Source organism: Brevundimonas sp. BR2-1 (assembly GCF_037626195.1).
Classification (GTDB): Bacteria; Pseudomonadota; Alphaproteobacteria; order Caulobacterales; family Caulobacteraceae; genus Brevundimonas.
The window spans coordinates 230,014-255,687 of sequence record NZ_JARKMV010000002.1 but is presented as its reverse complement, the minus strand read 5'-3'; the positions used below and the strand labels follow the sequence as shown (position 1 = coordinate 255,687).

The 25,674-nt window shown below is 69.0% G+C and carries 29 protein-coding genes; 10 read left to right on the top strand and 19 right to left on the bottom strand.

The window, feature by feature from the left end; genetic code table 11:
- Position 1: 1 nt before the first annotated feature.
- Both BrevBR_RS10760 and BrevBR_RS10755 read right to left on the bottom strand, forming a co-directional pair.
- A complete protein-coding gene (locus BrevBR_RS10760) occupies positions 2-244 on the bottom strand; it encodes a helix-turn-helix domain-containing protein (RefSeq protein WP_332640063.1) in 243 nt (80 codons plus the stop codon).
- Entirely contained in the window at positions 244-744 is a 501-nt protein-coding gene (locus BrevBR_RS10755) for a DUF2975 domain-containing protein (RefSeq protein ID WP_340000943.1), read from the bottom strand. Before BrevBR_RS10755 ends, BrevBR_RS10760 begins: the two co-directional genes overlap by 1 nt.
- A 108-nt stretch (positions 745-852) precedes the next feature.
- Between BrevBR_RS10755 and BrevBR_RS10750 the strand changes: the two genes are divergently transcribed.
- On the top strand, positions 853-1,791 hold the full coding sequence (locus BrevBR_RS10750; RefSeq protein ID WP_340000942.1) for an ABC transporter ATP-binding protein: 939 nt from the start codon (positions 853-855) through the stop codon (positions 1,789-1,791).
- Complete coding sequence (locus BrevBR_RS10745; RefSeq protein WP_340000941.1) at positions 1,791-2,516, top strand: ABC transporter permease; 726 nt, start codon at positions 1,791-1,793, stop codon at positions 2,514-2,516. The genes BrevBR_RS10750 and BrevBR_RS10745 overlap by 1 nt, the downstream gene beginning before the upstream one ends.
- Here BrevBR_RS10745 and bfr read toward each other — a convergent pair.
- Entirely contained in the window at positions 2,513-3,013 is a 501-nt protein-coding gene (bfr, locus tag BrevBR_RS10740) for a bacterioferritin (RefSeq protein WP_340000940.1), read from the bottom strand. The two genes, BrevBR_RS10745 and bfr, sit on opposite strands and share 4 nt — an antisense overlap.
- A gap of 160 nt (positions 3,014-3,173) precedes the next feature.
- Positions 3,174-3,359, bottom strand: coding sequence for a (2Fe-2S)-binding protein (locus BrevBR_RS10735; RefSeq protein WP_332640057.1), 186 nt, complete (start codon positions 3,357-3,359; stop codon positions 3,174-3,176).
- Between the two features lie 116 nt (positions 3,360-3,475).
- Here BrevBR_RS10735 and thiE point away from each other — a divergent pair, with 116 nt between their 5' ends.
- The 5 genes from thiE (at position 3,476) to BrevBR_RS10710 (ending at position 9,436) form a co-directional block, all read left to right on the top strand.
- On the top strand, positions 3,476-4,135 hold the full coding sequence (gene thiE, locus BrevBR_RS10730) for a thiamine phosphate synthase (RefSeq protein ID WP_340000939.1): 660 nt from the start codon (positions 3,476-3,478) through the stop codon (positions 4,133-4,135).
- 74 nt (positions 4,136-4,209) lie between these two features.
- Complete coding sequence (locus BrevBR_RS10725) at positions 4,210-5,886, top strand: sensor histidine kinase (RefSeq protein ID WP_332640055.1); 1,677 nt, start codon at positions 4,210-4,212, stop codon at positions 5,884-5,886.
- A 91-nt stretch (positions 5,887-5,977) separates the two neighbouring features.
- The gene (locus BrevBR_RS10720; protein WP_340000938.1) at positions 5,978-7,399 is read left to right on the top strand and encodes a cytochrome ubiquinol oxidase subunit I; all 1,422 of its coding nucleotides are present in this window, start codon (positions 5,978-5,980) and stop codon (positions 7,397-7,399) included.
- Positions 7,399-8,430, top strand: coding sequence for a cytochrome d ubiquinol oxidase subunit II (gene cydB / locus BrevBR_RS10715; protein ID WP_332640053.1), 1,032 nt, complete (start codon positions 7,399-7,401; stop codon positions 8,428-8,430). Before BrevBR_RS10720 ends, cydB begins: the two co-directional genes overlap by 1 nt.
- Before the next feature lie 160 nt (positions 8,431-8,590).
- Positions 8,591-9,436, top strand: coding sequence for a hypothetical protein (locus BrevBR_RS10710; protein ID WP_340000937.1), 846 nt, complete (start codon positions 8,591-8,593; stop codon positions 9,434-9,436).
- On the opposite strand, the gene BrevBR_RS10705 is transcribed toward BrevBR_RS10710, so the two are convergent.
- Complete coding sequence (locus BrevBR_RS10705; RefSeq protein ID WP_340000936.1) at positions 9,433-9,771, bottom strand: VOC family protein; 339 nt, start codon at positions 9,769-9,771, stop codon at positions 9,433-9,435. The genes BrevBR_RS10710 and BrevBR_RS10705 overlap by 4 nt on opposite strands.
- Before the next feature lie 178 nt (positions 9,772-9,949).
- Complete coding sequence (locus BrevBR_RS10700) at positions 9,950-10,921, bottom strand: alpha/beta hydrolase (protein WP_340000935.1); 972 nt, start codon at positions 10,919-10,921, stop codon at positions 9,950-9,952.
- 104 nt (positions 10,922-11,025) lie between these two features.
- Here BrevBR_RS10700 and BrevBR_RS10695 point away from each other — a divergent pair, with 104 nt between their 5' ends.
- Together BrevBR_RS10695 and BrevBR_RS10690 are read left to right on the top strand one after the other, a co-directional pair.
- On the top strand, positions 11,026-11,376 hold the full coding sequence (locus BrevBR_RS10695; RefSeq protein ID WP_332640049.1) for an ArsR/SmtB family transcription factor: 351 nt from the start codon (positions 11,026-11,028) through the stop codon (positions 11,374-11,376).
- A gap of 18 nt (positions 11,377-11,394) precedes the next feature.
- Complete coding sequence (locus BrevBR_RS10690; protein WP_340000934.1) at positions 11,395-11,877, top strand: SRPBCC family protein; 483 nt, start codon at positions 11,395-11,397, stop codon at positions 11,875-11,877.
- Positions 11,878-11,880: 3 nt separating this feature from the next.
- Here the strand turns inward: BrevBR_RS10690 and BrevBR_RS10685 are convergent, their stop codons facing one another.
- From BrevBR_RS10685 to BrevBR_RS10675, 3 genes are all read right to left on the bottom strand, one after another.
- Positions 11,881-13,062, bottom strand: coding sequence for a thiolase family protein (locus tag BrevBR_RS10685; RefSeq protein ID WP_332640047.1), 1,182 nt, complete (start codon positions 13,060-13,062; stop codon positions 11,881-11,883).
- A gap of 81 nt (positions 13,063-13,143) precedes the next feature.
- A complete protein-coding gene (locus tag BrevBR_RS10680) occupies positions 13,144-13,893 on the bottom strand; it encodes a glutathione S-transferase family protein (protein ID WP_340000933.1) in 750 nt (249 codons plus the stop codon).
- 3 nt (positions 13,894-13,896) lie between these two features.
- Entirely contained in the window at positions 13,897-14,400 is a 504-nt protein-coding gene (locus tag BrevBR_RS10675; RefSeq protein WP_340000932.1) for a winged helix-turn-helix transcriptional regulator, read from the bottom strand.
- 170 nt (positions 14,401-14,570) lie between these two features.
- Between BrevBR_RS10675 and BrevBR_RS10670 the strand changes: the two genes are divergently transcribed.
- Positions 14,571-15,407, top strand: coding sequence for an acyl-CoA thioesterase (locus BrevBR_RS10670; protein WP_340000931.1), 837 nt, complete (start codon positions 14,571-14,573; stop codon positions 15,405-15,407).
- Positions 15,408-15,584: 177 nt separating this feature from the next.
- Here the strand turns inward: BrevBR_RS10670 and BrevBR_RS10665 are convergent, their stop codons facing one another.
- From BrevBR_RS10665 to BrevBR_RS10620, 10 genes are all read right to left on the bottom strand, one after another.
- Entirely contained in the window at positions 15,585-16,157 is a 573-nt protein-coding gene (locus BrevBR_RS10665; RefSeq protein WP_340000930.1) for a hemerythrin domain-containing protein, read from the bottom strand.
- A complete protein-coding gene (mnmA, locus tag BrevBR_RS10660; RefSeq protein ID WP_332640042.1) occupies positions 16,150-17,361 on the bottom strand; it encodes a tRNA 2-thiouridine(34) synthase MnmA in 1,212 nt (403 codons plus the stop codon). The genes BrevBR_RS10665 and mnmA overlap by 8 nt, the downstream gene beginning before the upstream one ends.
- A gap of 56 nt (positions 17,362-17,417) precedes the next feature.
- On the bottom strand, positions 17,418-17,756 hold the full coding sequence (locus tag BrevBR_RS10655; RefSeq protein WP_340000929.1) for a hypothetical protein: 339 nt from the start codon (positions 17,754-17,756) through the stop codon (positions 17,418-17,420).
- Complete coding sequence (locus BrevBR_RS10650; RefSeq protein WP_340000928.1) at positions 17,753-19,282, bottom strand: GMC family oxidoreductase; 1,530 nt, start codon at positions 19,280-19,282, stop codon at positions 17,753-17,755. The genes BrevBR_RS10655 and BrevBR_RS10650 overlap by 4 nt, the downstream gene beginning before the upstream one ends.
- Before the next feature lie 42 nt (positions 19,283-19,324).
- The gene (locus BrevBR_RS10645; protein WP_340000927.1) at positions 19,325-20,917 is read right to left on the bottom strand and encodes a M56 family metallopeptidase; all 1,593 of its coding nucleotides are present in this window, start codon (positions 20,915-20,917) and stop codon (positions 19,325-19,327) included.
- A complete protein-coding gene (locus BrevBR_RS10640; protein ID WP_340000926.1) occupies positions 20,907-21,275 on the bottom strand; it encodes a BlaI/MecI/CopY family transcriptional regulator in 369 nt (122 codons plus the stop codon). Before BrevBR_RS10640 ends, BrevBR_RS10645 begins: the two co-directional genes overlap by 11 nt.
- A gap of 160 nt (positions 21,276-21,435) precedes the next feature.
- Positions 21,436-21,723, bottom strand: coding sequence for a CtrA inhibitor SciP (gene sciP / locus BrevBR_RS10635; protein WP_055831520.1), 288 nt, complete (start codon positions 21,721-21,723; stop codon positions 21,436-21,438).
- A 164-nt stretch (positions 21,724-21,887) separates the two neighbouring features.
- Positions 21,888-23,342 (bottom strand): flagellar hook protein FlgE, encoded by a 1,455-nt coding sequence (flgE, locus tag BrevBR_RS10630; RefSeq protein WP_332640038.1) that lies wholly within the window; start codon positions 23,340-23,342, stop codon positions 21,888-21,890.
- A 51-nt stretch (positions 23,343-23,393) separates the two neighbouring features.
- The gene (locus tag BrevBR_RS10625; protein WP_332640037.1) at positions 23,394-24,074 is read right to left on the bottom strand and encodes a flagellar hook assembly protein FlgD; all 681 of its coding nucleotides are present in this window, start codon (positions 24,072-24,074) and stop codon (positions 23,394-23,396) included.
- A 3-nt stretch (positions 24,075-24,077) separates the two neighbouring features.
- Positions 24,078-25,475, bottom strand: a complete 1,398-nt coding sequence (locus BrevBR_RS10620) for a flagellar hook-length control protein FliK (protein ID WP_340000925.1) — start codon at positions 25,473-25,475, stop codon at positions 24,078-24,080.
- Between the last annotated feature and the right edge of the window lie 199 nt (positions 25,476-25,674).

Sequence of the window (25,674 nt, the reverse complement as noted above, 5' to 3'; positions counted from 1 at the left end):
GTCAGGCCTCGTCGTCGTCCACCGGCGCCAGATCGGCGGCGTCGTAGCCATAGTCCAGCAGATCGCCGGGCTTGCAGTCCAGCGCCGCGCACAGCCGCGCCAGTGTGCGGAAGCGGATGCCCTTCACCTTGCCGGAGCGGAACAGGGACAACTGGGTCTCGCTGAGGCCCACCTCTGCGGCGAGATCGCGGGCCTTCAGGCCCTTTTTCACGATCAGGGCGTCAAGCGTCACGCGGACGGGCATCAGATCATCTCGTCCAGCTCGGCCTGGACCCGGCCGGCCTGATCGACGACCCGGCCCAGCAGGAACAGGGCCCCGCCGATCATGCCCAGGGTCATGCCCGCGACATCGAAATGCAGGAAGCCGCCGCGTCCGCTTTCGACCAGCCGGACGAGATTGGACACCACGAAGACGCTCAGCACCCCGCCCAGTCCCAGCGAAAGCCCCACGCGCCGCAGGGCTGAGGACAGGGTCGGCTGGATCAGCCGTCCTTTGGCCAGCTGGCCCATGGCCGATCCGATCGACCAGACGCCGAAGAGGTAGAAGGCCATTGGACTGAACCAGATCAGGCCGGCGATCGTGCCGGGTTGCAGGGGCGGGCGGCCTTCGCGCAGCCAGAAGATCAGCGGCGCGCCGATCCATGTCAGCAACAATCCGCCCCCCACGGTGACGACCATGAACACCGCCAACCAGCGGAACTGGCCGCACATGCGACGGAAGCGGACGAGATCGGTCTGGCTCACGCGGCGCTCCCGAGGAGGGGTGGAATCATGTCTGATCTTTAATCTTGACTTAAAGACGCGAGCTTCGCAACTTTATATCAGACTTAAACGAACGCGAGCGCCGCCGCCATGACAGCCGCCATCGAGACCGAGGCCCTGACCCGTTGCTTCGGCTCCCACAGAGCCGTCGACGCGGTCTCGATGACCGTGCCGGACCGCGCCGTCTACGGCTTCCTGGGGCGAAACGGGGCCGGCAAGACGACGACGCTGAAAATGCTGCTGGGCCTGATCCATCCGACGTCGGGCTCGGCGCGGGTCGCCGGGGTCGACGTCGCCCGCGACCGCATCGGCGCGGCCCGCAAGGTCGGGGCGCTGCTGGAGGCGCACGGCTTCTACGCCAATCTGACCGGACGTCAGAACCTCGACCTGACCCGCACCCTTCTGGGGCTTCCGGCGGCCGAGATCGACCGGGTGCTGGAGGTGGTCGAGATGTCGGAGCACGGCGGACGCCGGGTATCGGGCTATTCGCTGGGGATGCGTCAGCGGCTGGGACTGGCCCGCGCCATGCTGGGCGCCCCGCCGGTGCTGGTCCTCGACGAGCCGACCAACGGTCTGGACCCCGACGGCATCGCCGACATGCGCCGCTTCCTCAGGGACCTGCCCGCCCGGACCGGGGCGACCGTGCTGCTGTCCAGCCATCTGCTTGGCGAGATCGAGCAGATCGCCACCCATGTCGGCATCGTCCACGACGGGCGGCTGGTGCTGGAGGGCGACCTGGCGCGGATCAAGGCGGACCTCGCACCCGAGATCGCCCTGCGGGTCGATGATGCGGGTCGCGCGTCCTCAGTGCTCAAGCCATTCGATCTGGCGCTTTCCGCGGCCGACGACGGCCTGACCGCGCGGCTCAGTTCCGGAGACGATCCGGACGCCGCGGTCTCGGCCATGAACCGCGCCCTCGTCGAGGCCGGAGTCGCCGTGTTCGCCATCGGGGCCCGGGCCCGATCGCTGGAGGGCATCTACCGCCAGGCGTCCGCCACCGTCCCCGCACCCCGGCCGGAGTTCGTCTGATGCACGCCGTCCTTTCCGTGGAAATCCGCAAGCTGAACCGGTCGTTGGCCGCCCTGCTCGCCGTCGCCGCGCCGGCGCTGATCGCCATCTTCACCTTCTTCAACCTGCTGCGCGGTAAGGCCCCCCAGCCGTGGGAGATGTGGATGGTCAGTTCGATCGGCATCTGGTCCTTCTTCATGCTGCCGATGAGCGTGACGGCCCTGACGGCCCTGGTCGCCCAGATGGAACACGGGCCGAAATCATGGGACCATCTGCGCAGCCTGCCGCTGCCGCGCTGGCGGCTCTACGCGGCCAAGGCGGCTATGGTGCTGGCGATGGTGGCGGTCATGAGCGCCGCGACCCTGATCATGACGTGGAGCGCGGTGATGCTGGCGACGGCGATCAAGCCGAACCTGACGCCCACGGGGCCGCTGGATATGGCCGCCTACGCCGCGACCATGGGCAAGGTCTTCCTGGCCGCGATCCTGATGGTCGCCATCCAGCTGTGGACCGCCCTGCGGTTCGCCAGCTTCGTGCCGGCGCTGGTCGTCGGGATCGGCGGGACCTTCTTCTCGGTGGTCGCCACCTCGGCCAGGGCGGGCGTCTTCTTCCCCTGGCAGATGCCTGTGAACATGCTGGCGACCGAGGTCTGGCGCGTGAACACGGCGCTGGCGCTGGGCGGCGGTCTCGGCCTGGTCGCGCTGGTTCTCGCCGTCGCCCATCTGACCCGGCGAGAGGTTCTCTAGTTGCCGGTGGCGGACCGGTCAGGGGCGATCTCGGTCATGGCCGACTGCAGGTAGTTCTGCTCGCCCAGCTGTTCGATCAGCTTGTGCTGGGCCTCCAGGAAGTCGATGTGCTCTTCCGTGTCGGCCAGGATCTCGGTCAGGATCTGGCGGCTGATGAAGTCGGACGCCGCCTCGCACTGGGCGATGCCGGCCAGCAGGGTGTCGCGCCCGCCCAGCTCCAGCGACAGGTCGGCGCCGAGGCATTCGAAGACGTTCTCGCCGATCTTCAGCTTGTGCAGGTCCTGCAGGTTCGGCAGGCCGTCGAGGAACAGCACCCGCTTGATCAGCTTGTCGGCGTGTTTCATCTCGCCGATCGATTCGTCGTAGATGATCTGGCCCAGATGTTTCAGGCCCCAGCTTTCGAACATCCGCGCGTGCAGGAAATACTGGTTCACCGCCGTCAGTTCGTTGGTGAGAACCGCATTGAGCGTGCGGATGATCGCGGGATCGCCCTTCATGGTCGTCATTCCTGACAGCGGCGCGTCGGTCAGCCCGACCGTCGTGAATCACCGGCTGCGAGCGCCTGTTTTAACACGCAAACAGGCCTTGTGTTCACATGCGAACACTTCTCACAACATTGAAAATGCGAATGAATCTCCCCTCGGGGAGGGCAGGGACCTATTCGGCCGCCATGGCGAAGGTTTCGCGGGTTTCCTGGATCATTTCGCGCATTTCACAGACGCATCTGGCGCATTTGACCGTGCATTGGTTGCGGGCGAACACGTCGCGCGGACGCGTGGCGCCGGCCTCGATGGCGGCGGCGACATCCCGTTTGCGAAGGCCGTTGCAGTTGCAGACGTACAAGGCGAATCCGAAAGGCTTGTTGCGAATGGTTCTTCTTAACAGGCCAATCGTGGCGAATGCAAGTCGTTCGCAGAGCTGGAGTTGACGCAGGCGCGCGTCCGTCGCACTTCCCGCCCATGGCCCGAGAACCCGTCGTCCCGACCCGTCCGCCCTGTCAGCTGTATCTGATCACGCCGCCCGCCCTCCCGGATCTTGCCGCCTTCGCAAGCGATCTGGAGGCGGCGCTGGACGCCGGCGAGGTGGCGGCGCTGCAAATCCGCCTCAAGGACGTGGACGATGCGACGGTTCTGGCCGCCGTGGCGGCGCTGAAGCCGATCGCCCATGCGCGCGGCGTGGCGGTCATTCTCAACGACCGGCCCGATCTGGCCGCCCGTTCGGGCTGTGACGGCGTGCATCTGGGGCAGGCGGACGGGTCGGTGGCCCAGGCCCGGGCGAGCATGGGCCGCGACGCCATGATCGGCGTGACCTGCCATGACAGCCGCGAACTGGCGATGGACGCGGCCGAGGCCGGGGCGGACTACGTCGCCTTCGGCGCCTTCTTCCCCACGACGACCAAGGAGACGGTTCATCGGCCCGACGCCGAAATCCTGACCATCTGGCAGGAGACGGTGGAAATCCCCTGCGTCGCCATCGGCGGCATAACCGCAGCGACGGCGGGAGAACTGGCCCGCGCCGGGGCCGACTTCGTGGCGGTCAGTTCCGCCGTATGGGGCCATCCGGACGGCCCGGCCGCCGCGGTGCGTGAGCTGACCGAGGTATTGGCGGCAAACGCCTGACCTTCAGGGGATATTAGGAAGCGCCGGCATAAGGGTCAGGGGACTACGCTGTCGTGCCAGGACCAGATATGCAGATGAGCCGCGCGCTCGAACCCCTGGAGCCCGCTCCCGGCGTGACCACGCCCCCGGCTCCGCGCGTTCGGGACATCCCGCGTCCGACCAGCGGCGTTGGCCCGCCGCTGGCGCCGGTCTTCACGGCGATGGCGGTGATGGTCCTGGTCGTCCTGGCCCTCAGTTTCGCCCGGTCCGCGGGCGTGGTCGCCGCCCTGTGGGGCGCAGGCGGTCTGGCCGTCGCGGTCTGGCTGCGGACCTCGCGCGGCCCTCTCTACGATCTGTCGTTCGGCGCCCTCGTCGCCATGGGAATAGCGGCCGGCGAACTGCTGGCGGGGAATTCCACCCGGCTGACGGTGATGTTCACCGTCGCCAACATGCTGGAAATCTATGTCTGCGTTCTGCTGGCGCGCCGTTTCGCGCCGACGCTGAATCTGGCCTCGGTGCAGGGCGCATGCCGCTTTCTGATCAGCGCCGCCATCGTGGGGCCGCTGCCGGCCGCCCTGTTCGCCGGAGCCATGCTGTGGTGGATGAACGGGGCTGACTTTCTGGACAGCGTCCAGACCTGGTGGTTCGGCCACGCTTTGGGGGTCGCGGTGCTGTCCAGCTTCGGCCTGGCGCTCACCAAACGCGAGATCGTCCGCTTCCGCGCGCCCGCCCGCGCCATTGAAGCGCTGGTTCTCCTTGGCCTGCTGACCGGGCTGGGCATTGTCGTCTTTTCGCAGCAGTTGCCGATCGGCTTCGTCACCATGCCGCTGCTGCTTCTGATCGCCGTTCGGCTCCGCATACTCGGCGTCACCGCGGCCCTGGTCATCATCGCCGTACTGGCCGTTGGCGGAGCCATGCGGGGGCTGGGTCCCTACGGCGCCGCCTTCGAGGGCGCCGATCGCGCCATGATGGCCCAGTTGCTGATCCTGTTCGGCTATATGCCGATCATGCTGGTCGCGGCCCTTCTGGAAGAGCGGGACCGTCTGTCGGATCGCGCCAAGGCCGGCCAGGTCCGCGCCGAACGCGCCTCGGAAGCCAAGTCGCGCCTGCTGGCCAACGTCGCCCATGAAATCAAGAGTCCCGTCGGCGGGGTGATAGGCATCGGCGAACTGTGGAAGACCGGGCAACTGGGACCGGTCACGGCCACCCAGGGCGAAATGGCCGAGATGCTGGTCAAGACGGCCCGTCAGGTCGAGGCGCTGGCCCACGACCTGCTGGACGTCGCCCGCGCCGAGTCCGGAGCGGTGAAGGTCGAACTGCGCCCCACCGACGTGCCGGGCGTGCTGGAAGATGTCAAACGGGCCGTGGCCCTGCGCCCGGAATCCGAGGGTGTGCGGCTTGAGGTGATCAGCGAAGGCGACGGCCTGGTCGCCCTGGCCGATTCCCAGCGCCTGACCCAGGTCATCTCCAACCTGGCGTCCAACGCGGTCAAATACGGCGGAGCGGGCGGCATCGTCATCTTCCGCGCCAGCAAGATCTACGACGGCGTGCGGATCGAGGTCAGCGACCGCGGTCCCGGCCTGTCGGCCGAGAAACAGGCCCAGCTGTTCGAGCCGTTCAACCGCCTGGGTCTGGAACGGTCGACGGTCGAGGGGCACGGCATCGGCCTGGCCCTGGCCAAACGTCTCGTCGAACTGCAGGGCGGGACCATCGGCGTGACCTCGACGCCGGGCGAAGGCGCGATCTTCTGGGTCGAGATGCCCGCCGCCTGATCGCGGCGATCCGCCGCGCGGCGGATCGCCCATGGACACCAGACCGGCATGGGCGCATTTCTGACCTGTCAGGTCACCGAGGATGCAGGCCGTGGAATTCGACGCGCTGTTGCTGTCGCGATTGCAATTTGCCTTCACGATCGCCTTTCACATCCTCTTCCCCGCCTTCACCATCGGTCTGGCGGCGTTTCTGGCGGTGCTTGAGGGGCTGTGGCTCTGGACGAAGCGGGACGCGTTCAAGGTCCTGTACCTGTTCTGGGTCAAGATTTTCGCCCTGAGCTTCGGCATGGGCGTCGTCTCGGGCATCGTGCTCAGCTACCAGTTCGGCACCAACTGGTCCGAGTTCATCCGACTGACCGGCGGCGTCATCGGGCCCCTGCTGGCGTTCGAGGTCCTGACCGCCTTCTTCCTCGAGGCGTCCTTCCTCGGGGTCATGCTGTTCGGCTGGAAGAAGGTGGGGCCGAAGCTGCATTTCACCGCCACCTGTCTGGTCGCGGTCGGAACCACCATTTCGGCCTTCTGGATCCTGTCGGCCAACAGCTGGATGCAGACGCCGCAGGGGTTCGAGATCATGGCGGACGGCCGGTTCCAGGCCACCGACTTCATGCAGGTTGTCTTCAACCCCAGCTTCCCGTCGCGCCTGGTTCACATGATGCTGGCCGCCTTCCTGACCACCGGCCTGGTCGTGGGCGCGGCCTCGGCCTTCCGGGTTCTCAAGGAACGGGCTGATCCGACGGTGACGGGCTGGACTGAAAGCCGCATCTCGCTGGTGATGGCGGTCGGCCTCGTCGCCGTGCTGGCGCCCCTCCAACTGCTGGCCGGCCACTGGTCGGGCACGGTCGGGCATGAGCACCAGCCGTCCAAGACGGCCGCTATAGAGGGCTATTGGGAAACCCGCGCCGACCAGCCGTTCATCGTCTTCGGCGTCCCTGATCGCGATGCGCAGAAGAACCATCTGGAAGTCGCCATCCCCGGCGTCGGCAACGCCATTCAGAACCTGCCCCGGGACGAGGTGATCCAGGGCCTCGACGCCTGGCCGCGCGAGGATCAGCCGCCGCCGTTCATTCCCTTCTTCAGCTTCCGGATCATGGTCGGGCTGGGCTTGCTGATGATCCTGCTGGGCGGCGTGGGCGCGCTCCTGATCTGGCGGCGCAAGCTGTTCGACAGCCCGTGGTTCCTGCGCTTCTGCGTCGCCATGGGCCCGTCAGGCTTCATCGCCGTGCTGGCGGGATGGATGGTCACCGAGGTCGGACGCCAGCCCTGGGTCGTCTATGGCGTGCTGCGGACGCGCGATGCGGTGTCGCCCGTTACGGCGGCCGAGGTGGCGGCCAGCCTGACCGCCTATGTGATCGTCTATGCCGTGGTCTTCACCGCCGGCGCCCTGTTCATCCTGCGGCTGATGGCCGAGGGGCCGGTCGCGGCCCTGGCCGAACCGGCGCCGCGTCAGGACCGGGCCCCCGGCTCTGCGCTGGCCAAGGCGCCCCAAGACACCAGCCCGGGGGAGGGCGTCTGATGCTGGACCTGCCGCTGATCTGGGCCGGGCTGATCGCCACCGCCGTCCTGCTCTATGTCATGCTGGACGGCTTCGATCTGGGCGTCGGCATCCTGTTTCCCTTCGCCCGGTCGAAGGAGGAGCGGGACGTGATGATGAACACCATCGCCCCCGTCTGGGACGGCAACGAGACATGGCTCGTGCTGGGCGGGGGCGGGCTGCTGGCCGCATTCCCGCTGGCCTATTCGGTGCTGATGCCGGCGCTGTATCTGCCGGTTCTGCTCATGCTGGCGGGCCTGATCCTGCGGGGGGTGGCGTTCGAGTTCCGCTTCCGTGCGCGCAACCGCGGCCGCAAATTCTGGACCCAGATGTTCGCCGGGGGCTCGATCCTGACCGCCGCGGCCCAGGGCCTGATCCTGGGCGGCTTCATCCAGGGGGTGACGGTCGAGAACGAGCGCTTCGCGGGCGGGCCGTTCGACTGGCTGACGCCCTACACCCTGCTCGTCGCCGCCGGGATCGTGGCCGGCTACGCCCTGCTGGGCGGGGCGTGGCTGATGATGAAGACGAAGGACAGTCTGCATGGCGACGCCAGACGCTGGACCCTGATCAGCGCGGCGGCGGTGGGCGGCCTTCTGGCGGCGGTCAGCGTGGCGACCCTGTTCATCCATCCGCGCATCGCCAGCCGCTGGGGTTTCGACCTCGGCTCGGGATTCGCGGTCGACTGGGGCGCGCTGGCGCCGTTGCTGGTCATTCCGGCGCTGGGCCTGATCGGCCTGTGGCTGGTCGTCGGCATGGCGCGGCGAGGGTCGCATCGCTGGCCCTTCGCCGGCGCGCTGCTGCTGTTCCTGTCGGGCTATCTGGGTCTGGCCGCCAGCTTCACCCCCTATGTCGCCCCCTACGCCGTGACCTTCCGGCAGGCGGCGGCGCCCGACAATGCGCTGGGCCTGATGCTGATCGGGACGGCGGTGATCCTGCCCGCCATCCTCGGCTACACGGCCTGGGTCTACTGGGTCTTCCGCGGCAAGGTGGATGCGGAGGCCGGCTATCATTAGGCCCGTCCCGCCACCCGGACCGGACGAGGACAGCGGCCCGCTGTGGCGGCGGCTGGCCTGGTTCTTCGGCCTCGCGGCGGCTGCATCGAGCCTCACCGCCGTGGTCGCCTATGCGCTCAGGGCCTTGCCGTTCTCGGGCTGAGGCGCGAAGGTCCTGTCCATGAAAGCCAGCCTGTTCATCGCCGCCGCCGTTCTCGCCCTGGCCGGCTCCGCTCACGCCCAGACCGCGCCGGCGACCCCGCCCGCCAGCGATCTGACCCGCGACCTGAACAGCGGCCCGCCCGTTCCCGCCGCCTATATCGCGCCGCCCCCCGCGCCGGTCGCAGCCCCCGCGCCGAGGCCGGCCGCCCCGGCGACCGCCGCGCCTTCCCCGGCCACGGCGACTCCGTCGGGGCCTGGCGCCGTGCCGACGGCGACGATTCCGCCGCGCACGACGCCGATCCCTGCGGCCCCGGCGACCCAGCCCCGCACGGCGCCGATCACGCCGCCGGCCGTGACGCCCGCGCCCCGCACCCAGCCTCTGGCGACGGCTCCGGCCGCCGGGGCCGTCCCGCCCGCAACGGCGCCTGCGGCCCCTGCGGCCACGCCGGCCCCGACGCCGCCGCCGCCGCCGCCTCCGGGCGTGTCCACCGTCACCGTGCTGGACAGCGCGGCCCGCGCCGCCCTGCCTTTCACCGTGACCCTGCCCCCGGGCTTCGAGATCGTCACCGGCCGTCCCGGTCCGGACTTTCGCATCTATACGATCCGCCGCGGCGACCAGTCGTTCGTCATGGTCTATGCCGGCCCTGCCTCGCAGTTCCCGATCTACAGCGGCCAGATGGTCGAGGCGGGCGGACGCGCTTCGGTGGTCTCGACCGAGGACGGCGTGCGCCACGCCCAGGAGCATCTGTTCCAGCGCCCGGACGCCCCGCGCGAGATCCACGTCTGGACGATGAGCCTGGACGGCGCCGACCGGGCGATGGCCGAAGGCATCGCCCAGTCAGTCGACCTGCGGCCCGGCCTCTAGGTTTCCGACCAGACCGCCAGTTCGTTGCCGGCCGGATCCTGGAAGTGGAACCGGCGCCCGCCCGGAAAGGCGAAGATCGGCTTGACGATCCGCCCGCCCGCCGCCTCGACCTTCGCAGCCATGGCCTCCAGGTCACGGGCGAACAGGACCGGCAGGGGCTTTGCGTCCGGCGCCGCGTCGGCGTCGAACCCGCCGTCCAGGCCCTGATCGAACGCCGCATAGGTCGGCCCATAGTCCTGGAAGGTCCAGCCGAAGGCCGCGCCGTAGAAGGCCTTCACGGCGCCCAGGTCGCCGCCCGGCATTTCGAGATAATCCAGCTTTCCATCTTCACGCATCGTCCTGCTCCGTTCGAAAGCCATCCGTTTTCGGGCTTGCCACAGGCCGCCTTCCGGGCAAACCTGAGAATCGTTCGCAACACAGGAGCGATGCGATGATCGTGCTCGGTGTCGGCCAGACCGGCCTTGTCCGTCTGATGGCCGGCGAGCGCCGTCCGGGGCCGGCCGGCGGAGACCGTCAGGCCGGCGCGGTCCAGCCCCGGCGCGCGGCCCAGGCCAGGACCAGCTGAGGCCAGATCGAGGCGGGTTTGCCGGCGATCAGGCGAATGCCGAAGCCGTGCCCGCCCTCCTCGAACAGATGCGCCTCTGCCTTCACCCCGGCTGCGCGGATGGCGGCCAGCAGTTGAAGGCTGTTCTCGACCGGCACCGAGTCGTCATCCATGGCGTGCAGCAGGAAGGTCGGCGGGGCGCCGGTCCAGTCCATCCGCTCCAGCGACCAGCGGGCGACGGCGTCCGGCGAGGGATCGGGCCCCAGCAGGTGCTGGCGCGACCCGGCATGGACGAACGGCCCCTCCATGGTCGCCACCGGATACATCAGGATCGACAGGTCGGGCCTGAACGGCAGGGCGTCGGCCTCGTCCGCCGCCTCATAGACGGCGTCCTTGCCGGCGGTCAGCGCGCCGGCGAGGTGCCCGCCCGCCGAGGCGCCCAGCACCGCCACCCGCTGCGGATCCAGTCCCTCCGCCATCGCCGTCCGCCGCACCAGCCGCATGGCCCGCTGGGCGTCCTGCAGCGGGGCGGCGGGCCCGGCCGCCCAGCCATCGGCCGGCAGGCGGTAGCGCAGGATGAAACAGGTGACTCCCGCCGCAGCGAACGGACGCGCGCAGTCCAGGCCCTCCTTGTCCACCACCGCCCATCGGTAACCGCCGCCCGGAATCAGCAGCAGGGAGGCGCCGTTCGGCCGGTCGGGTCTGAGCACCGTCAGGATCGGGTCGGTGGTGTACTGGGCGAAGCGGTCGTGGAAGGCCGGGTCGGTCGAGCGTTCGACGACCCGGGGCGTCACCGTCACAGTCGCGCCGCCGGGCGCCGCGCCGGGCCACAGCCGGATGATCTCCTGCGGGTCCGGAGGAGCCTTCGTTTGCGGCCCTGACGGTTTCGGCGCGGCGGCCAGGGCGGCCAGCCCCAGCGCCCCTCTTCGGTTCAGCAACATCCGTGTCTCCCGTGGCCGAAGGCTAGCAGGAAACCGGTGTCAGAAAAGCCGCTTGACGGCACCTGAATATATCCATATGGTTATACAACACTAAGGTTATGAATATGGCCGCCGCCGCACTGAAACTGGATGAGACCTTCGCCGCCCTGGCGGACCCGACCCGCCGCGCCATCCTGAAGCGGCTGGCCGCCGGGGAGGCCTCGGTCAGCGAACTGGCCGAGCCGTTCGCCATGAGCCAGCCGGCCATCTCCAAACACCTGAAGGTGCTGGAGCGCGCCGGCCTGATCTCGACGGGCCAGGACGCCCAGCGCCGGCCCCGCCGGCTGGAGCCGGTGGCGCTGATGGTGGCCAACGACTGGCTGCTGGAATTCCGCACGCTGTGGGAGGGCCGTTACGAGGCCCTGGACGCCGTGCTGGACGAACTGAAATCCACCCGCGATTCCGCGGACAAATAGAAGAATGGAGAGACGATGATGGGCGAACCGCTGAAGATGATGACGCCGGGCGACCGGGAAATCCTGATCGAGCGCCGGTTCAAAGCGCCGCGCGAGTTTGTCTGGCGCGCCCTGGTGGAGCCGCCGCTGGTCAAGCGCTGGCTGCTGGGTCCGCCCGGCTGGTCCATGCCGGTCTGCGAGATCGATCTGCGCGTCGGCGGAAAGATGCGGTTCGAATGGGCCAATGACGATGGCCGGTCCATGGGATTGACCAGCGTGATCCGCGAGATTGCGCCCAACGACCGGTTGGTCGCCACCGAGAAATTCGACGAGGACTGGACCGGTGGCGAGACCCTGGTCACCCAGAGCCTGCACGACACGGACGGCGGCACGACCTTGCGCACCCACATCCTCTACGCCTCACAGGCGGCCCGGGACGGGGCGAAGATGTCGGGCATGACCGACGGAATGGAGGCCGGCTACACCCATCTCGACGGCCTGCTGGCGGAAATGGCGGCCTGACGGTCAGGCCAGTTCCACCGCCACCGCGACGGCCTCGCCCCCGCCGATGCACAGGCTGGCCACGCCCTTCCTGCCGCCGCGCGCCTGAAGCGCCGCCAGCAGGGTGGTCAGGACGCGGGCGCCCGAGGCCCCGATCGGATGGCCGAGCGCTGTCGCGCCGCCGTTGACGTTCAGCTTCGCCCGGTCGATGCCCAGATCGCGCATGGCGATCATGGCGACCACGGCGAAGGCCTCGTTGATCTCCCACAGGTCGACGTCCTCGACCGACCAGCCGGCCTTCTCCAGCGCCTTGCGCATGGCCGGGACGGGGGCGGTGGTGAACAGGCCGGGCTCGTGGGCGTGGGCGGCGTGGCTGACGATGCGGGCCACGACCGGCAGGCCCAGCGCCCGCGCCACGCTCTCGCGCGTCATCACCAGGGCGGCGGCGCCGTCCGAGATCGAGCTCGCGTTGGCGGCGGTGATGGTGCCGTCCTTCGAGAAGGCGGGCTTCAGCGTCGGGATCTTCTCCGGCATGGCCTTGCCGGGCTGCTCGTCCTCGGTGACCGTGACGACGCCCTTGCGCGACGTGACCTCGACCGGAGTGATCTCGGCCTTGAAGGCGCCGGAACTGATCGCGGCCAGCGCGCGGTTCAGGCTTTCCAGCGCGTATTCGTCCTGGGCCTCGCGCGTGAACTGATAGGTGCGGGCCGAGTCCTCGGCGAAGGCCCCCATCAGCTTGCCGGGGGTGTAGGCGTCCTCGAGACCGTCCATATACATGCTGTCGACGATGATATCGTGGCCGATGCGGGCGCCGCCGCGGTGTTTGGTCATCAGGTACGGGGCCCCGGACATCGACTCCATGCCGCCGGCCACGATGACGTCGGCGCTGCCGGCGGACAGGGAATCCGAGGCCATCATCACGGCCTGCAGGCCCGAGCCGCACATCTTGTTCACCGTCGTCGCCTCGACGTGCTGGCCGAGGCCGGCGCCGATCGCGGCCTGACGGGCCGGCGCCTGACCGAGGCCGGCGGGCAGGACGCAGCCCATGTAGATCTGCTCGACCTTTGCAGGCGCGATCCCCGCACGCTCGACCGCCGCCTTCACCGCCGTCGCGCCCAGTTCGGTAGCCTTCACGCCGGACAGGGCGCCCTGGAAGCCGCCCATCGGGGTGCGGGCGAAGGAGACGATGACGACGGGATCGGACATGGCGGAAAACCTGGGGGAGGGATCGGGAACAAATTTCGACGGGTGAATGGACCGGTTGCGCGCCCTGGGCAAGCGCCGCGGCTACTGCGGCGTCATCGGCCCGCGGCGGGCGGCTTCGCCCATCCAGCTGCGGCTGGCCGGAGCCAGGCCGAACTCGGTCAGGCGGTCACGATGGGCGGCCAGCGGGGTGCGCATCAGGTTGCGCGCCAGCTTGTTCAGCGGCCCCAACGGCGTCTCCTCGTTCATCCGCTCCAGCCAGGCCGCGAGACGGGGCCAGCGTTCGGGATCGACGTTGATCTGAACCGCGCGGGCGTTGAGAAAGGCCGGCGCCACGCTGAGGTCCGCCATCGACAGCTCCCCGAACAGGAAGCCGGTCTCGGGCGTCTGGCTCTCCAGATAGTCGAGAATCTGCGGCAGTTCGACGTCGCGGGCCTTCTCGACCACCTCGGGATCGGCCTCGGTCCCGAAGAAGCGCGGCTTCAGGGCGATCTGGAAGAACAGCCGCCAGCCCAGCACATCGAACAGGCGGGTGTCGGCGAACTCCTCGATCCAGCGCGCCTTCGCCCGCTGGATCGGATCGGCCGGCCACAGCGACGGGCCGGGCCGCGTCTCCTCGATGTACTGGACGATGACGCTCGAGTCGCACAGCACCAGATCGCCCTCGATCCACACCGGAACCCGGCGCAGCGGGCTGATCCGCTCGAAATCGTCATTACCGTACATGGGCGAGATCGGGTCCAGCTCGACCTCGACGCCCTTGATCGCGCAGGCGGCCAGCACCTTGCGCACATAGGGCGAGACCGGGCTGCCGATCAGGGTGACGGCGGCCACGACTCAGGCCGCCTTTTCGTCGACCGCCTGTCGCGGCATGACGTCGCCGACCGTCGGGCAGTCCTTGGCGTGCACCAGCTGGATGTCGCGCGGCTTGACGATCTCGTTGCAGTGGCCGCAGGCGATACGGGGCGCGAGGTCCTTGCCGCACTCCTTGTGGATCATCGCGAAGCCGGAATCCGTCTCGCCATAGACGTGGCGCGAGCCCCAGGCGTGAAGGGTGACCAGCACCCCGTACAGATCCTTGCCCTTGGCCGTCAGGCGGTACTCGTTGCGGGGCGGGCGTTCGGAATACAGATGCGGCTCCAGCACGCCGTGCTGAACCAGGGTCTTCAGCCGCGCGGCCAGAACGTTGCGGGCCACGCCCAGCCGCTCCTGCCACTGTTCGAACCGGCTGACCCCGTTGAAGGCGTCGCGAATGACCAGCAACGTCCACGGATCGCCGATGACCTCCAGCGTCGCGGCGATCGAACAGCTCTGGCGTGAGTAGTCTGCGGTGCGTCCCATGATGGGAAAGTGACCCTGCGTCAGCCGTTTGGCAAGAGGGTTGCCAATCTGGACGGACTGGGTCAGTCTTGTTTGGCTACGGAGGCGCCGCGGCGTTTCCTGATCCCCGGACTGCGGGCGGAAGGCCTCCCCGTCTTCCGCCCGACCTTTCTCCAAGATAACGACACCGCATGACCCAGACACTGGCCGAAGCCCTGACCCTGACCGACGACGGCGAGGGCGGCCTGACGGCGCGTCTGGACGGCGGCTTCTCCAACGCCCCGCAGTCCGCTCCGCAGGAGCGCGGCGCGCCTTTCGGCGGCCTGATGGCGGCGCTGGCGGCGCGGGCCATGCGTCAGGGGCTGGGCATAGCGGCGCCGCTCCAGACCCTGACCATCCAATATCTCGCCGCCGCGCGGTTCGAGGACGCCGTGTTCACCCCGACGATGAACCGCGGCGGCCGCAACGTCGCCTATGCCTCTGTCACCGGCGGCCAGGCGGACCGGCCGGCGATTCAGGCCCTCGGCACCTGGGGCCGGGATGTCGCGGGACCCGTTCTCACGCCGCTGACCGCCTCGCCCCGCCCGGTCGAGGAGCTGGAGCCATCGCCGATGGACCCGACCTTCGGTCCCTGGTTCACCCGCCACATCGATCACCGCTTCGTCGCAGGCTCGAAACTGTTCGGCGAGAACGCCGGCAGGACGCCGGAGCTCGGTTGCTGGATGCGGACCGTCGACGCGGCGCCGCTGGATGAGGCCCGTCTGCTGTTCCTGCTGGACGGCCTGTACCCGACCTATTTCACGGCCTTCCCGGCGCCGCCGATCACCTCGGCCAGCGTCGACCTGCGCGCTGACCTGCTGACCGAACTGACGCCTGACACCTCGCCGGAGGGCTGGGCGTATTTCCACTTCACCAGCCGCGACGTCGGCGGCGGCTGGGCGGTGGAGGACGGGGTCGCCTGGGCTCCGGACGGCAGGCCCCTGGCCCTGGTCCGCCAGCGGCGGAAGCTGATGCCGACCCGCGCCTGACTCAAGCGACCCCTGCTGGCCGACAGCTGCGTCCGTTTTTGACGGGGGGGCGTGCTTTCATCGACCAAACCCTTCCGGGTCCGGTCTTTGAAAATCGAATCTCGCAGAAGCCGGGGCGGACCATCCGGACCATCCGGACAGTGTTTTTGCCTGTCCGGCTAACACCGCAATTCTCGCTCAGATCTGGTGCAGACCACGCAGCTGGATCAGGGGGATGACGATATCTTCCTCGTCCTCCAGATGGCGCAGTAGCGGGCGGGCGTTGCCGTCGATCAGGTCGGACAGCCGGTTGGCCTTGTCCGCGGCGTCGGGCGCCTTGCCGGTCACGGCCTGATGGAAGGCCAGACCGCTCTGGAACAGCGCCTCCAGCGTCTCGTGGATGGCGTCGTGGTCGCGGTCCAGCAGGTCGATGCCAGCGCCGATCTTCGGATCGATCCGGCGCATCATCGGAAAATACCGGCCGCTCTCGACCCGGTGGTGGCCGTCCAGATGCTGCAGGAAGGACTGGAGCGCCGGGATCAGCTGGCGGTGCAGGGCGGCGACGTCGCCGTTGGCCCGCCACTGGCTGACCAGTCCGTCCATATGCGCCTGATGGCCGCGAAAGCTGGCGTGCATCTGCAGCCAGAAGGCCGCCGTCTCGTCCAGTTTCGCGGTCCAGCGGTCGCGCGGGAAGGCGTCGCGCAGATACAGGAACTCCGACGGCAGGCCGGCGCGCCTGGCCAGCGCCAGCGCGTCGTCCGTCTCAGACAACGGCGCTGGTCGTCTTGATGAAGCCGCCGCCCAGCAGCCGGTCGGGATCGGCCGGATCGTACAGGGCGCAGGCCTGACCGGGGGCCACGCCTTCCTCGCCGCTTTCGAACAGCACCGCGACGGCGCCGTCGATCAGGGCCAGCCGGGCGGGGGAGGGGGGACGGGTCGAGCGGACGCGGGCCAGCACGGGTGCGCCGGCCCCGGCCGCCGCCTCGATGGTCGCCTCGTCGCCCAGCCAGTTGGTTTCGTCCAGCGTCAGGGCGGCGGTCAGAAGGGCTTCGCGCGGGCCGACGATCACATGGCGTTTGACCGGATCCAGCTTCGTCACGAACAGAGGCTCGCCCACGGCGACGTTCAGGCCCCGGCGCTGGCCGATCGTATAGTCTGTGATGCCCGAATGAGCGCCCAGCACCCGGCCGTCCATATGCACGATGTCGCCGGCTTCGCGGCCCTGCGGACGCAGCCTGTCGATCAGGGTGCGATAGTCGCCGTTGGGCACGAAACAGATGTCCTGGCTGTCCGGCTTGGCGGCGATGCGCAGACCCAGCTCCAGCGCCACGCCGCGCACCTGGGGCTTCTCCAGATCGGCCAGCGGGAAGCGCAGATAGTCCAGTTGCTGCGCCGTGGTGGCGAACAGGAAATAGGACTGGTCGCGCGAATGGTCGATCGCCTTGCGCATCTGGGCCCGGCCGTCGACGACCGCGCGCCGGACGTAGTGGCCGGTGGCCATGGCCTCGGCGCCCAGGTCGCGGGCGACGTCCAGCAGGTCGCGGAATTTGACCGTCTGGTTGCAGCGGATGCAGGGCACCGGCGTCTGGCCGGCCAGATAGCTGTCGGCGAACTGGTCGATGACCGCGTCCCGGAAGCGGCTTTCGTAGTCGAGGACGTAGTGGGGGATGCCCAGCGTCTCGGCCGCAAGTCGGGCGTCGTGAATGTCCTGACCGGCGCAGCAGGCGCCCTTCTTCTTCAGCGCCGCGCCGTGGTCGTAAAGCTGCAGGGTCACGCCGACGACGTCATAGCCCGCCTTGTGCAGCAGGCCGGCCACCACGGTGGAGTCCACCCCGCCCGACATGGCGGCGACGACCCGCGATCCGACCGGCAGGCCGACCGCCGCGCGCGCGGACTCGATCGCCGCGTCCATGTCGGCCTGGCCGGTCATGGGGGCGATGTTCGGGATCGGGCAGAGGGGCTCGGCCAGCGTCATGGCGCGCTATCTAGTGCGAAACCCGCGCGATTTCGAGGCCGGTGATCAGAAGGCGGTCAGGACAGGGCGATCAGGGCGCAGAGACGGGCCTCCGTTTCGGACAACCGCCAGCCCTTGTGCCGGAAGATCGCGGCCCTCCGGAAGTCGTCGCGGGCGCGCTCCCCAAGCGCTCTGACTCCTGCGTCGTCCAGCCCGCGCGGAAACAGGTCGGCGGTCAGGGCGCGGGCGGTGACGCCGGTTCGAACCGCCAGCCACGCGCGGCCGATCTCCGCGGCTCCGACGGAATCGACCGTCGACAGAGAGCCGGGAACCTCCGCGAATGCGACCCCCGTGACGCCCAGGGCGCCGAGGCCGACGAAGGCCTGCAGCAGTCGGCGTTTGCTCAGGGCGGTCATCGGGCGATCTCCGTCTTCAGGTGGTCGGCGAGGCGGATGGCCAGCGCCGTCAGGGTGAGTGTCGGATTGACGAGACCCGAGGTCGGAAACACCGAACTGCCGGCGATGAAGAGATTGTCCACGCCATGGACGCGGCAGTCGGCGTCGACCACCCCCTTGGCCGGATCCGGGTCCATCCGGGTCGTGCCCATGTGGTGACGCGACGGGCTCAGAATTCTGACAAGCCCGTCGCTCTCGATCGGCCAGCAGACCCGGCCGAGGCCCTCGGTCGCGAAGGCGGCGCCGAAGCCGTCGGCCGAAGCGGCCAGAGAGTCCCAGTCGGCCTGGGTGTAGCGCCAGTCCAGCCGCGCGCGGCGTTGCCCCAGAGCATCGGTCTCGTCCGCCAGGGTGATGCGGCTGTCTGGATGGGGCGCCTGTTCGGACATCAGGAAATAGTCCTGTCGGCGGACGGCCGGTTCCGCTTCCAGCAGGGCGGCCAGCTGTCCTGCGGCCGCGCCGGCGCTGCCTGCGGCGGCGTCGGGCTTGGGCCGCACCGACAGGGTCAGGGTGCAGTTGCCGGCTCCCAGCCGCTCATGGGTCGGCAGGTCCAGAACGAACACGGCATGGGGCCGGTCGCGGGGCCGATTGTCGTACAGCGACAGATCGGCGGCGGTGACGAAGGCGATCTCGGCGTCGCCGCGCGGATCGTTGTCATCGGTCGAGATGGTGACATGGCCCTGGAAGCAGCGGCCCACCAGATCGCCGGCGTTGCCGACCCCCTCGGGCCGGTCGGCGTTGGACGCCAGCAGCAGGCGGGCGTTCTCGACACCGCCCGTCGCCAGGATGTAGATGCGGCCGCGCGCCTCGTGCCGGGTCCCGGTCAGGCATCGCAGCTCCAGCCGGTCGACGGCGCCGTCGGCGCCGAGGCGGATGCCGGTGACGTTGATGTGGGTGTGGACGAGGATGTTCGCCGCCAAGGCCGGCGCGTCGCGGAAGGCGGCGAAGGCCACGGGATCGACGCGGCCCGAAACCGGGCTGTAGGCGCGGGGCGAGGACCGCAACGGACCATCGGACGCGCCGACCGCCGGCAGCGTCCCGCCCTCAGGCGGTCCATCATCAACCGGAAAGCGCGGCAGCTTCAGAAGGTCGCAAGCGCGATCATAGAAGGGCTTCAGCTCCCGTCGGCCGAACGGCCAGCCGCTCCGCGGGCGCCAGGCGCGCCGGGCGAAGTCCGCCTCGTCCAGCGGGCCGCATTTTCCGCCCCAGACGTGGCCGGATCCACCCAGGGCCCGAACGCGGGACTGGCCGAGATACTCGTTGATCGGCCGGTCCGGATTGCCGGGGCCCGACATGACGCCGGGTCCGTCGTAGAGCGCCTGAAGCTCCATGTCCGGCTCGGGGCCGCCGCTCTCGAGCACCGCGACGCGGACCGGGGTTCCGGCGAACTCATGGGCGATCGCGAGACCTGCCATGCCACCCCCGATGATCACGATATCGGCCTCGATGCGGCTGGCGTCAGGCAAGGTTCGGGCGTCGGTCAAAGGCATGGCCTTCTCCGTGGGAGGGGGTTTCAGAAAATCAGGCGTGGATCAGGCGCGGGCGCCGTGGGCCGTCAGATAGTCGACGATGTCCCTTCGTCCGGCCCGTCGCGCCATGCCTAGCGGAGACCGGAGTTCGGGCCGCAAGGGTTCGAGACGGGGGGCCATGACGGCCAGATTGACGTCGGCGCCTTTCTCGACCAGCCGTTTGACGACCGGCAGATGACCGAGCCGGGCGGCGGTGATCAGGGCGGTTTCGTCGCTGGGAACGATCGCGTCGACCGTCGCGCCGGCGGCCAGCAGCAGGTCGACGACCTCCCGATGGCCCGCGGCCGATGCGGCGATCAACGGGTTGCCGTCGCCCCGCACCGGAAGGTCGGGATTGGCGCCCCGCTCCAGCAGCAGGCTGACCATGTCCAGGTCGCCGTTGTCGGCGGCCACGATCAGGGGCGCGCCTTCGCCCGGTACGGACAGGTCCGGCCTGGCGCCGTTGTCGAGCAGCAGGCGCGCCAGCTCCAACTGGCCGTCGCGCACGGCGAGGATCAGGGGCGAGCCGTCTCCCGGCCGCCAGCCGTTGACGTCGGCGCCGCCGCGAACAAGCTCGGCGGCGTCCGTGTTGCGTCCATTCCGGATGGCGGCGATCAGATCGCGTGTCCCGGCCGAGACGGAGGGCGGCGCATCGACGGATTGAAGCGCGCTGGCGGGCTGGGCGGCCCAGGCTGCGGCGCCTCCGGTCGCAGCCAGCACGACGGCGACAGCGGCGCCCGCGGCGCGGCGTCCGTGGCCCGGAGCCAAGGTCAGACGAATGATCCTGCGCTGCAGTTCCGGCTTGCCGCCGGCCAGCCAGTGGCAGCCCAGCGGCGTCGGGACGCCGCAGAACTGGGTTTTCAGCATCGCCTCGGCATAGACCCGCCGGGCCCCTGGATGACGGGTCACAACGGTTTCGTCGCAGGCCAGTTCCTGATCGGCGCGGATCAGGCGGGCGGCGATGTGGACGAGCGGATGGAACCACAGCAGGGCCCGGGCCGCGGCGACCGCAAGGTTGATCTGGGCGTCGCCACCGGCGAGATGGGCGCGCTCGTGCGCCACCACGACCACCTGTTCCTCAGGGCTGAACCGTTGGGCGAAATCGCCGGGCAGAACGACGCGAGGGCTCAACGCGCCGACCAGCGCGGGTCCGACGTCGCATCGTTCGGCGTGGAACAGGGCGCCGTCGGCGCGCCGCTCGACCCGCAGGGGGCCCAGGCTGCGCAGAAACCGACTCTGGCTCCAGACGAGAAGTCCGGCGAAGACGAAGACGCCCAGGATCCACAGCAGAAGAAGGGGCGTCGCGAGGTCAACGGGGTTGGGCAGGAAGTCCGGGCGTTCGGGCAAGGCAACGCGTCCGGCCGCAGTCGGCGCCGGGGTCTCTGCGTTCACAAGGGACGCTGCGACCGCAGGCTCCGCCGCTGCCGTCGGCTCGGGAGCGGCGGCTCGCGGCAGGGCGATGGCTGCGACCATCGTCGGAACGAGCAGCCAGAGGCAGTAGGCCGCGCGGGCGCCGAAGAGGCTGCGCACGGGACCGCGCAGCAGGAAGACGGCCAGAAGGGCGATTGTGACAACCGCCACGACCTCAAGCCCGAAAATCAGCAGGTCACCTGCCATCGTCGATCTCCTCGATCAGGCGTTTCAGGTCGGCGATATCCTCGGCAGAGAGAGTCTCCCGCGCCGAGAAATGCGCCACCAGCGGCGCGAGACGGCCGTCGAACAGCCGATCGACCAGGCCCCGGCTCTCAGCGTGGACATAGTCGCCCCGCGCAATCAGAGGCCGATACAGGTAGCGGCGTCCGTCGCGCTCGGCGGCGATCGCCCCTTTCGTGAGCAGACGATTGAGCAGGCTTTTCACCGTCGCCTCCGTCCATTCCTGATCGGAGGCGATTTCGGCCGCGATCTGGTCCGCCGTTCGGGGACTGGCACGCCAGAGGGACTCCATCACAAGGCTTTCGGCCGTACTGATCCGCATATCGTTCACATCCGTAATCGCTGCTTCTGATTACGCTTGTGATCGAACCTGTCAACACCGAGCCGCGGCAGCCTGGATTAATTCGCGGTAACGGCCCTTCGGAAACGACAACGGCCGCCTCCGTTTCCGGAAGCGGCCGCAGTCGGCTCGGGGGGAAGATTTACGGGCGGCCGTAGTGCTGGATCCGCGTCGTGCGCAGGCCCTGCATGCCCCATTTGTCGATGGCCTTCTGCCAGGCCAGAAATTCCTCGGCCGTCAGACGATAACGCGCCAGGGCGTCATCCAGGCTGATCAGGCCGCCACGCACGGCGGCCACGACTTCGGCCTTGCGACGGATCACCCAGCGGTCGGTATTGGCCGGGGGAAGATCGTGCATCGTCAAAGGCGTGCCCGTAGGCCCGACCACATACTGTTCGCCTCGGCTATTAAGACGTCGCTCTTGCAACATGGGCTTATGCCTCATTGACCACCACCACTAAGAGCGTGACCATAGCGACCGGCGGCTAAGGGCCGTTTAAGCGTCGTGGTGAAGGAAAGCCTAAAATGCCTTCCGTCCACCCTCTCAATATTCAATAAAAGATTCATTGAGGTTTACGGCCCGTTACTCAGAGATCAGCGTTTGATGCTGATCAGTTCAGCCAGCATCTCGTCGGCCGTGGTGATGATCTTGGACGATGCCGAGTAGGCGCGCTGGGTGGTGATCAGGCCCGTGAACTCGGCCGAGAGATCGACGGTTGAGGCTTCCAGCTGCGAGGCCCCGATCAACCCCGCGCCGCCGCTGCCAGCGGCCTTGAGGTTGTAGGTGCCCGACCCCTGGCTGACGCGGTAGGCGTTGCCTGAGGTCTGGGACAGGCTGTCGGGGCTGGGGAAGGTGGCCAGGGCGATCTGCGCGATCTGGCGCGTGACGCCGTTGTCGAAGATGGCGGTCACGAAGCCGGTGTCGTCGATCTTGACCTCCGACAGGTTGCCGAAGGCGGTGCCGTTGGTCAGCACGGCCTGGACGACCGAGGCGCTGTCGTACTGTGTCAGGCCGCCTGCGGACGCCGACAGGTCGAAGGCCAGGGACTGATCGTCGATGCCGAGGCCCGGCGCCCATTTGAAGCCCCCGGCCGCCGGAGCCGCGCTGTCCGACGACCCGAATGTCAGGGAGGCGGCGGTGGGATCAGGGAACAGGGCCGCGGCGCCGAGGGCGGCCATGGCGTCCACGTCCAGACGGCCGTCCTGGGTAAAGGAAACCAGACCGGTCTTCAGTTGGCCGTTGGTCAGGCCCGCGCCGGTGACGACGTCGGACGCCGGGATCGCGCGGATCTCGGAATACCACTGGTTCGGCACCGTGCTCTTCAGGAAGGAGATGGCGATCGTGCGCTGGCCGCCCTTGGAGTCGGAGACGGGGATGGTCAGTTCGAAGTCGGGCTTCACGCCGGCGCCGGTCTCCGGATCCCACATGGCCATGGAGTTGGTCGTGGCGTTGTAGGCGTTGGCACCCGGGGGCGTGGCGGCAGCGTCGGTCGCCTCGGCCGAGACCAGCTGGCTGGACTTGATGTTGGCGTTCAGCTGGATGCGGGTCGTGGCTTCCGCCGTGCCGCCGACCGAGCCGACGTTGATGGTGCGCAGTCGGTTCAGATCCGAAGGGTCGGTGGCGATATTGCCTTCCGCATCCACCGGCCAGCCCTGCAGGTACAGACCGGCGGTGTTCTTCAGATAGCCCAGGTTGTCGACGGTGAAGGCTCCGGCCCGGGTAAACAGGCGGCTGTCGGTGACCTGCAGGTTCTCCGGCTTCTCGGTGACGACGAAGAAGCCCTGGCCGGCGATGCCCAGATCAGTGGCGGAGGTGGTCCGCTGCAACTGTCCGGCCTGGCTGGTGTAATGACGCGCCGAGGCCAGGACGCCGCCGGCGGAATAGCCGGCGCCTTGCGACTGGCTGTTGATCACGGTCTGGAACTCGCCGGCGGTGCGTTTGTAACCGACGGTGTTCACGTTTGCGATGTTCTGCGAGATCGCCGCGAGGGCGGCGGAGTTTGCGGTCAGGCCGGACACGCCGGCCAGAAGGGCGCTGTTGATACTCATGGCGCGGGGCTCCTTACGAGAAACGGTTTGAAAGGGTCATGGCGGGGCAAATCAGGCGGCGAGTGCCGGATCCTCGGATTCTTCAAGCGCGATGATGGTGGAGAGGGGCACGATCGACTTGCCGATCGTCAGATAGGCTTCGCCGTCGTACATCTCGACGCCGCTGATGCGGCCGCGGGTCAGGACCTGGGCGTCGACCGCGCCGCCCGCGGCGTCCTTGGCGACGATCTTCAGCGAATAGACCTGGCCGTCCTGACCATCGTTGCCGGTTGTCGCCTTACCGTCCCAGGTGAAGTCATGCATGCCGGTGGTTTTGGCCGGCGCGTCGCCGGACCAGATGACCTTGCCGGTTCCGTCCAGCACCTGAAGCGTGGCCGAGGCCGCGTTCGAGCCCAGCTCATAGCTCCAGCTCGCCTCGCCGTCGGCCATCCGCGTAGCCGACCAGGCCGCCGTGGCCTCCTTGCCGATATAGGTGGCCGCCTGACCCAGGCCGCCGCCGCCCTGGGCCGAAACCAGGCTCTTCAGCAGGTCATTGGTCAGCAGCTGCTGCTCCACGCCGGCCATCTGGGTCAGCTGGGCGGTGAACTGGTTGGAGTCGACCGGAGACAGCGGGTCCTGGTTCTTCAGCTGTGAGGTCAGCAGGGTCAGGAAGGTCTCGAAATTCGAGGCCAGCATGCCCGTGCCGGCGTTGATCCGGGACTCGGCGTTGTTGGTTGAGACGGCGTCGACCATCGATCAGACCTTCAGATCCACGCCCGCGGGCGAGAGGGAGAGCGCCATCCAGCGGGGAGGCTGGGCGACGTCGATTTCAGCATTCAGACGGGACGCGGCGGCAAAGGCGCGGTTCTGGCCGTGACGGGCGTCCTGCCCGCGGTCGAAGCCGCTGGATCCGCTGTCGCGCTCGGCGAACTCGAAGGCGTCGTCGGCCAGATGAAAGCCGGCCTCCTCAAGCTCGCGCCGCAGGTCGTCGACCCGGCCGCGCAGGTCGGTGGCCGCTACGGGGTTGTCAAAGGCCAGCCGGGCGGCGAGGCGGCCTTCCGAATCGATGTCCAGCTTGACGTCGACGCGCCCCAGGTCGTCGGGTCTCAGGGCCATTTCGAACCGCGTCGAGCGCCCCTCCAGCTTGCGCAGGATCTGGGCGGCGATCTGGGTTGTGGCGTCGATAGTGGCGCGTGACAGGCCGGAGAGGCTGGTCTCGCGGATCTGGGTGGAAGACGAGGTGGAGGGCGCAGCGCTTTCCGCAGCAGGCGCCGCGTCGATGGAAGGTTGGTCGGAGCCGGGAATGTCGGCCGCCGCCTTATGCGCGGCGTCGGTCGAACCGACCACCCGTTCCGGAGTGGTTTGTGCGCCGGCGCCGGCGGCGGCTGCGCTCGCCGCCCCGGCCCTGACGCCGGATGCGACTGCAGCGGATGCGGAACCGTCGGCCGCCTTGTCCACCGGCGGGTCAAGCGGCCGCGAGGTTCGTTCCGCCAGTGCGCGCAAGGATGGCGGCGCAGGTTGAGGAGCGGGCTGAGGCGCGGGCGAGGCGGCCGCGATGGCGTCGGCCGCTGTCGCTACCTTCGTCCCGGTCGCCACGGCCGTTGCTGAAGTAGGGACGGGGGCGGCGTCAGGGGCAGGGGCCGGGGCAGGGGCAGGGGCAGGGGCAGGGGCAGGGGCAGGGGCGTCGAGCGCCGGCGCGTCAGTCTCGACGGGCGCCGGTGCGGCTGCTGCGATCGGAGACGGCGCGGCGGCCAGGGCCGGCGTCGGGTCGGGGCTCTTCCCGGTGACCGGTGCGGCGGCGACCGCCGGTTCGCCGTTGTACTGCAGCAAGGTCGAAGGGTCGGGTTCAGTCGGAGCCGTGACGGCTGGCGCGGACGCCCCGGCTTCAGGCGCGACGGGTGCTGTGGGGGGGATCGCGACGACGGGCGGAGGGACCGGGATCGGGGCCGTCGGGAGGCTCGCCGTTGCGACAGCCTCCATCTCGTCGTTGGCGGGCGCGGGTTCCGGCCCTTCCGCTTCCACCGGCGCTGCGTCCTTGTCCAGGCAGGCCGCCAGCAGGCTCCCGAAGCCGGTCGCGTCGACGGCGCCGGTCGACCCTTGCGGGGCGCTGGCTTTGGCAGGCGCGATGACGGACGGCAGGGCGAGGGCGGACATTGTCCCGATGGGATGGTCGCGACGGCGATGGTGGCTGGGGCGCGTGCTGCGCCGGACATTCGGAACCCGTGGCGCAAGTCGCGGGCCAACCGCGCCGATGGACCGAAATCGCTGAAAAGACGTCGGAAAACCTGGCCTGTCGAAACGGACTAACGGCCGGCCGCCGGTCGAAACTTGCCGCGTGGCGACGATTCTTGCC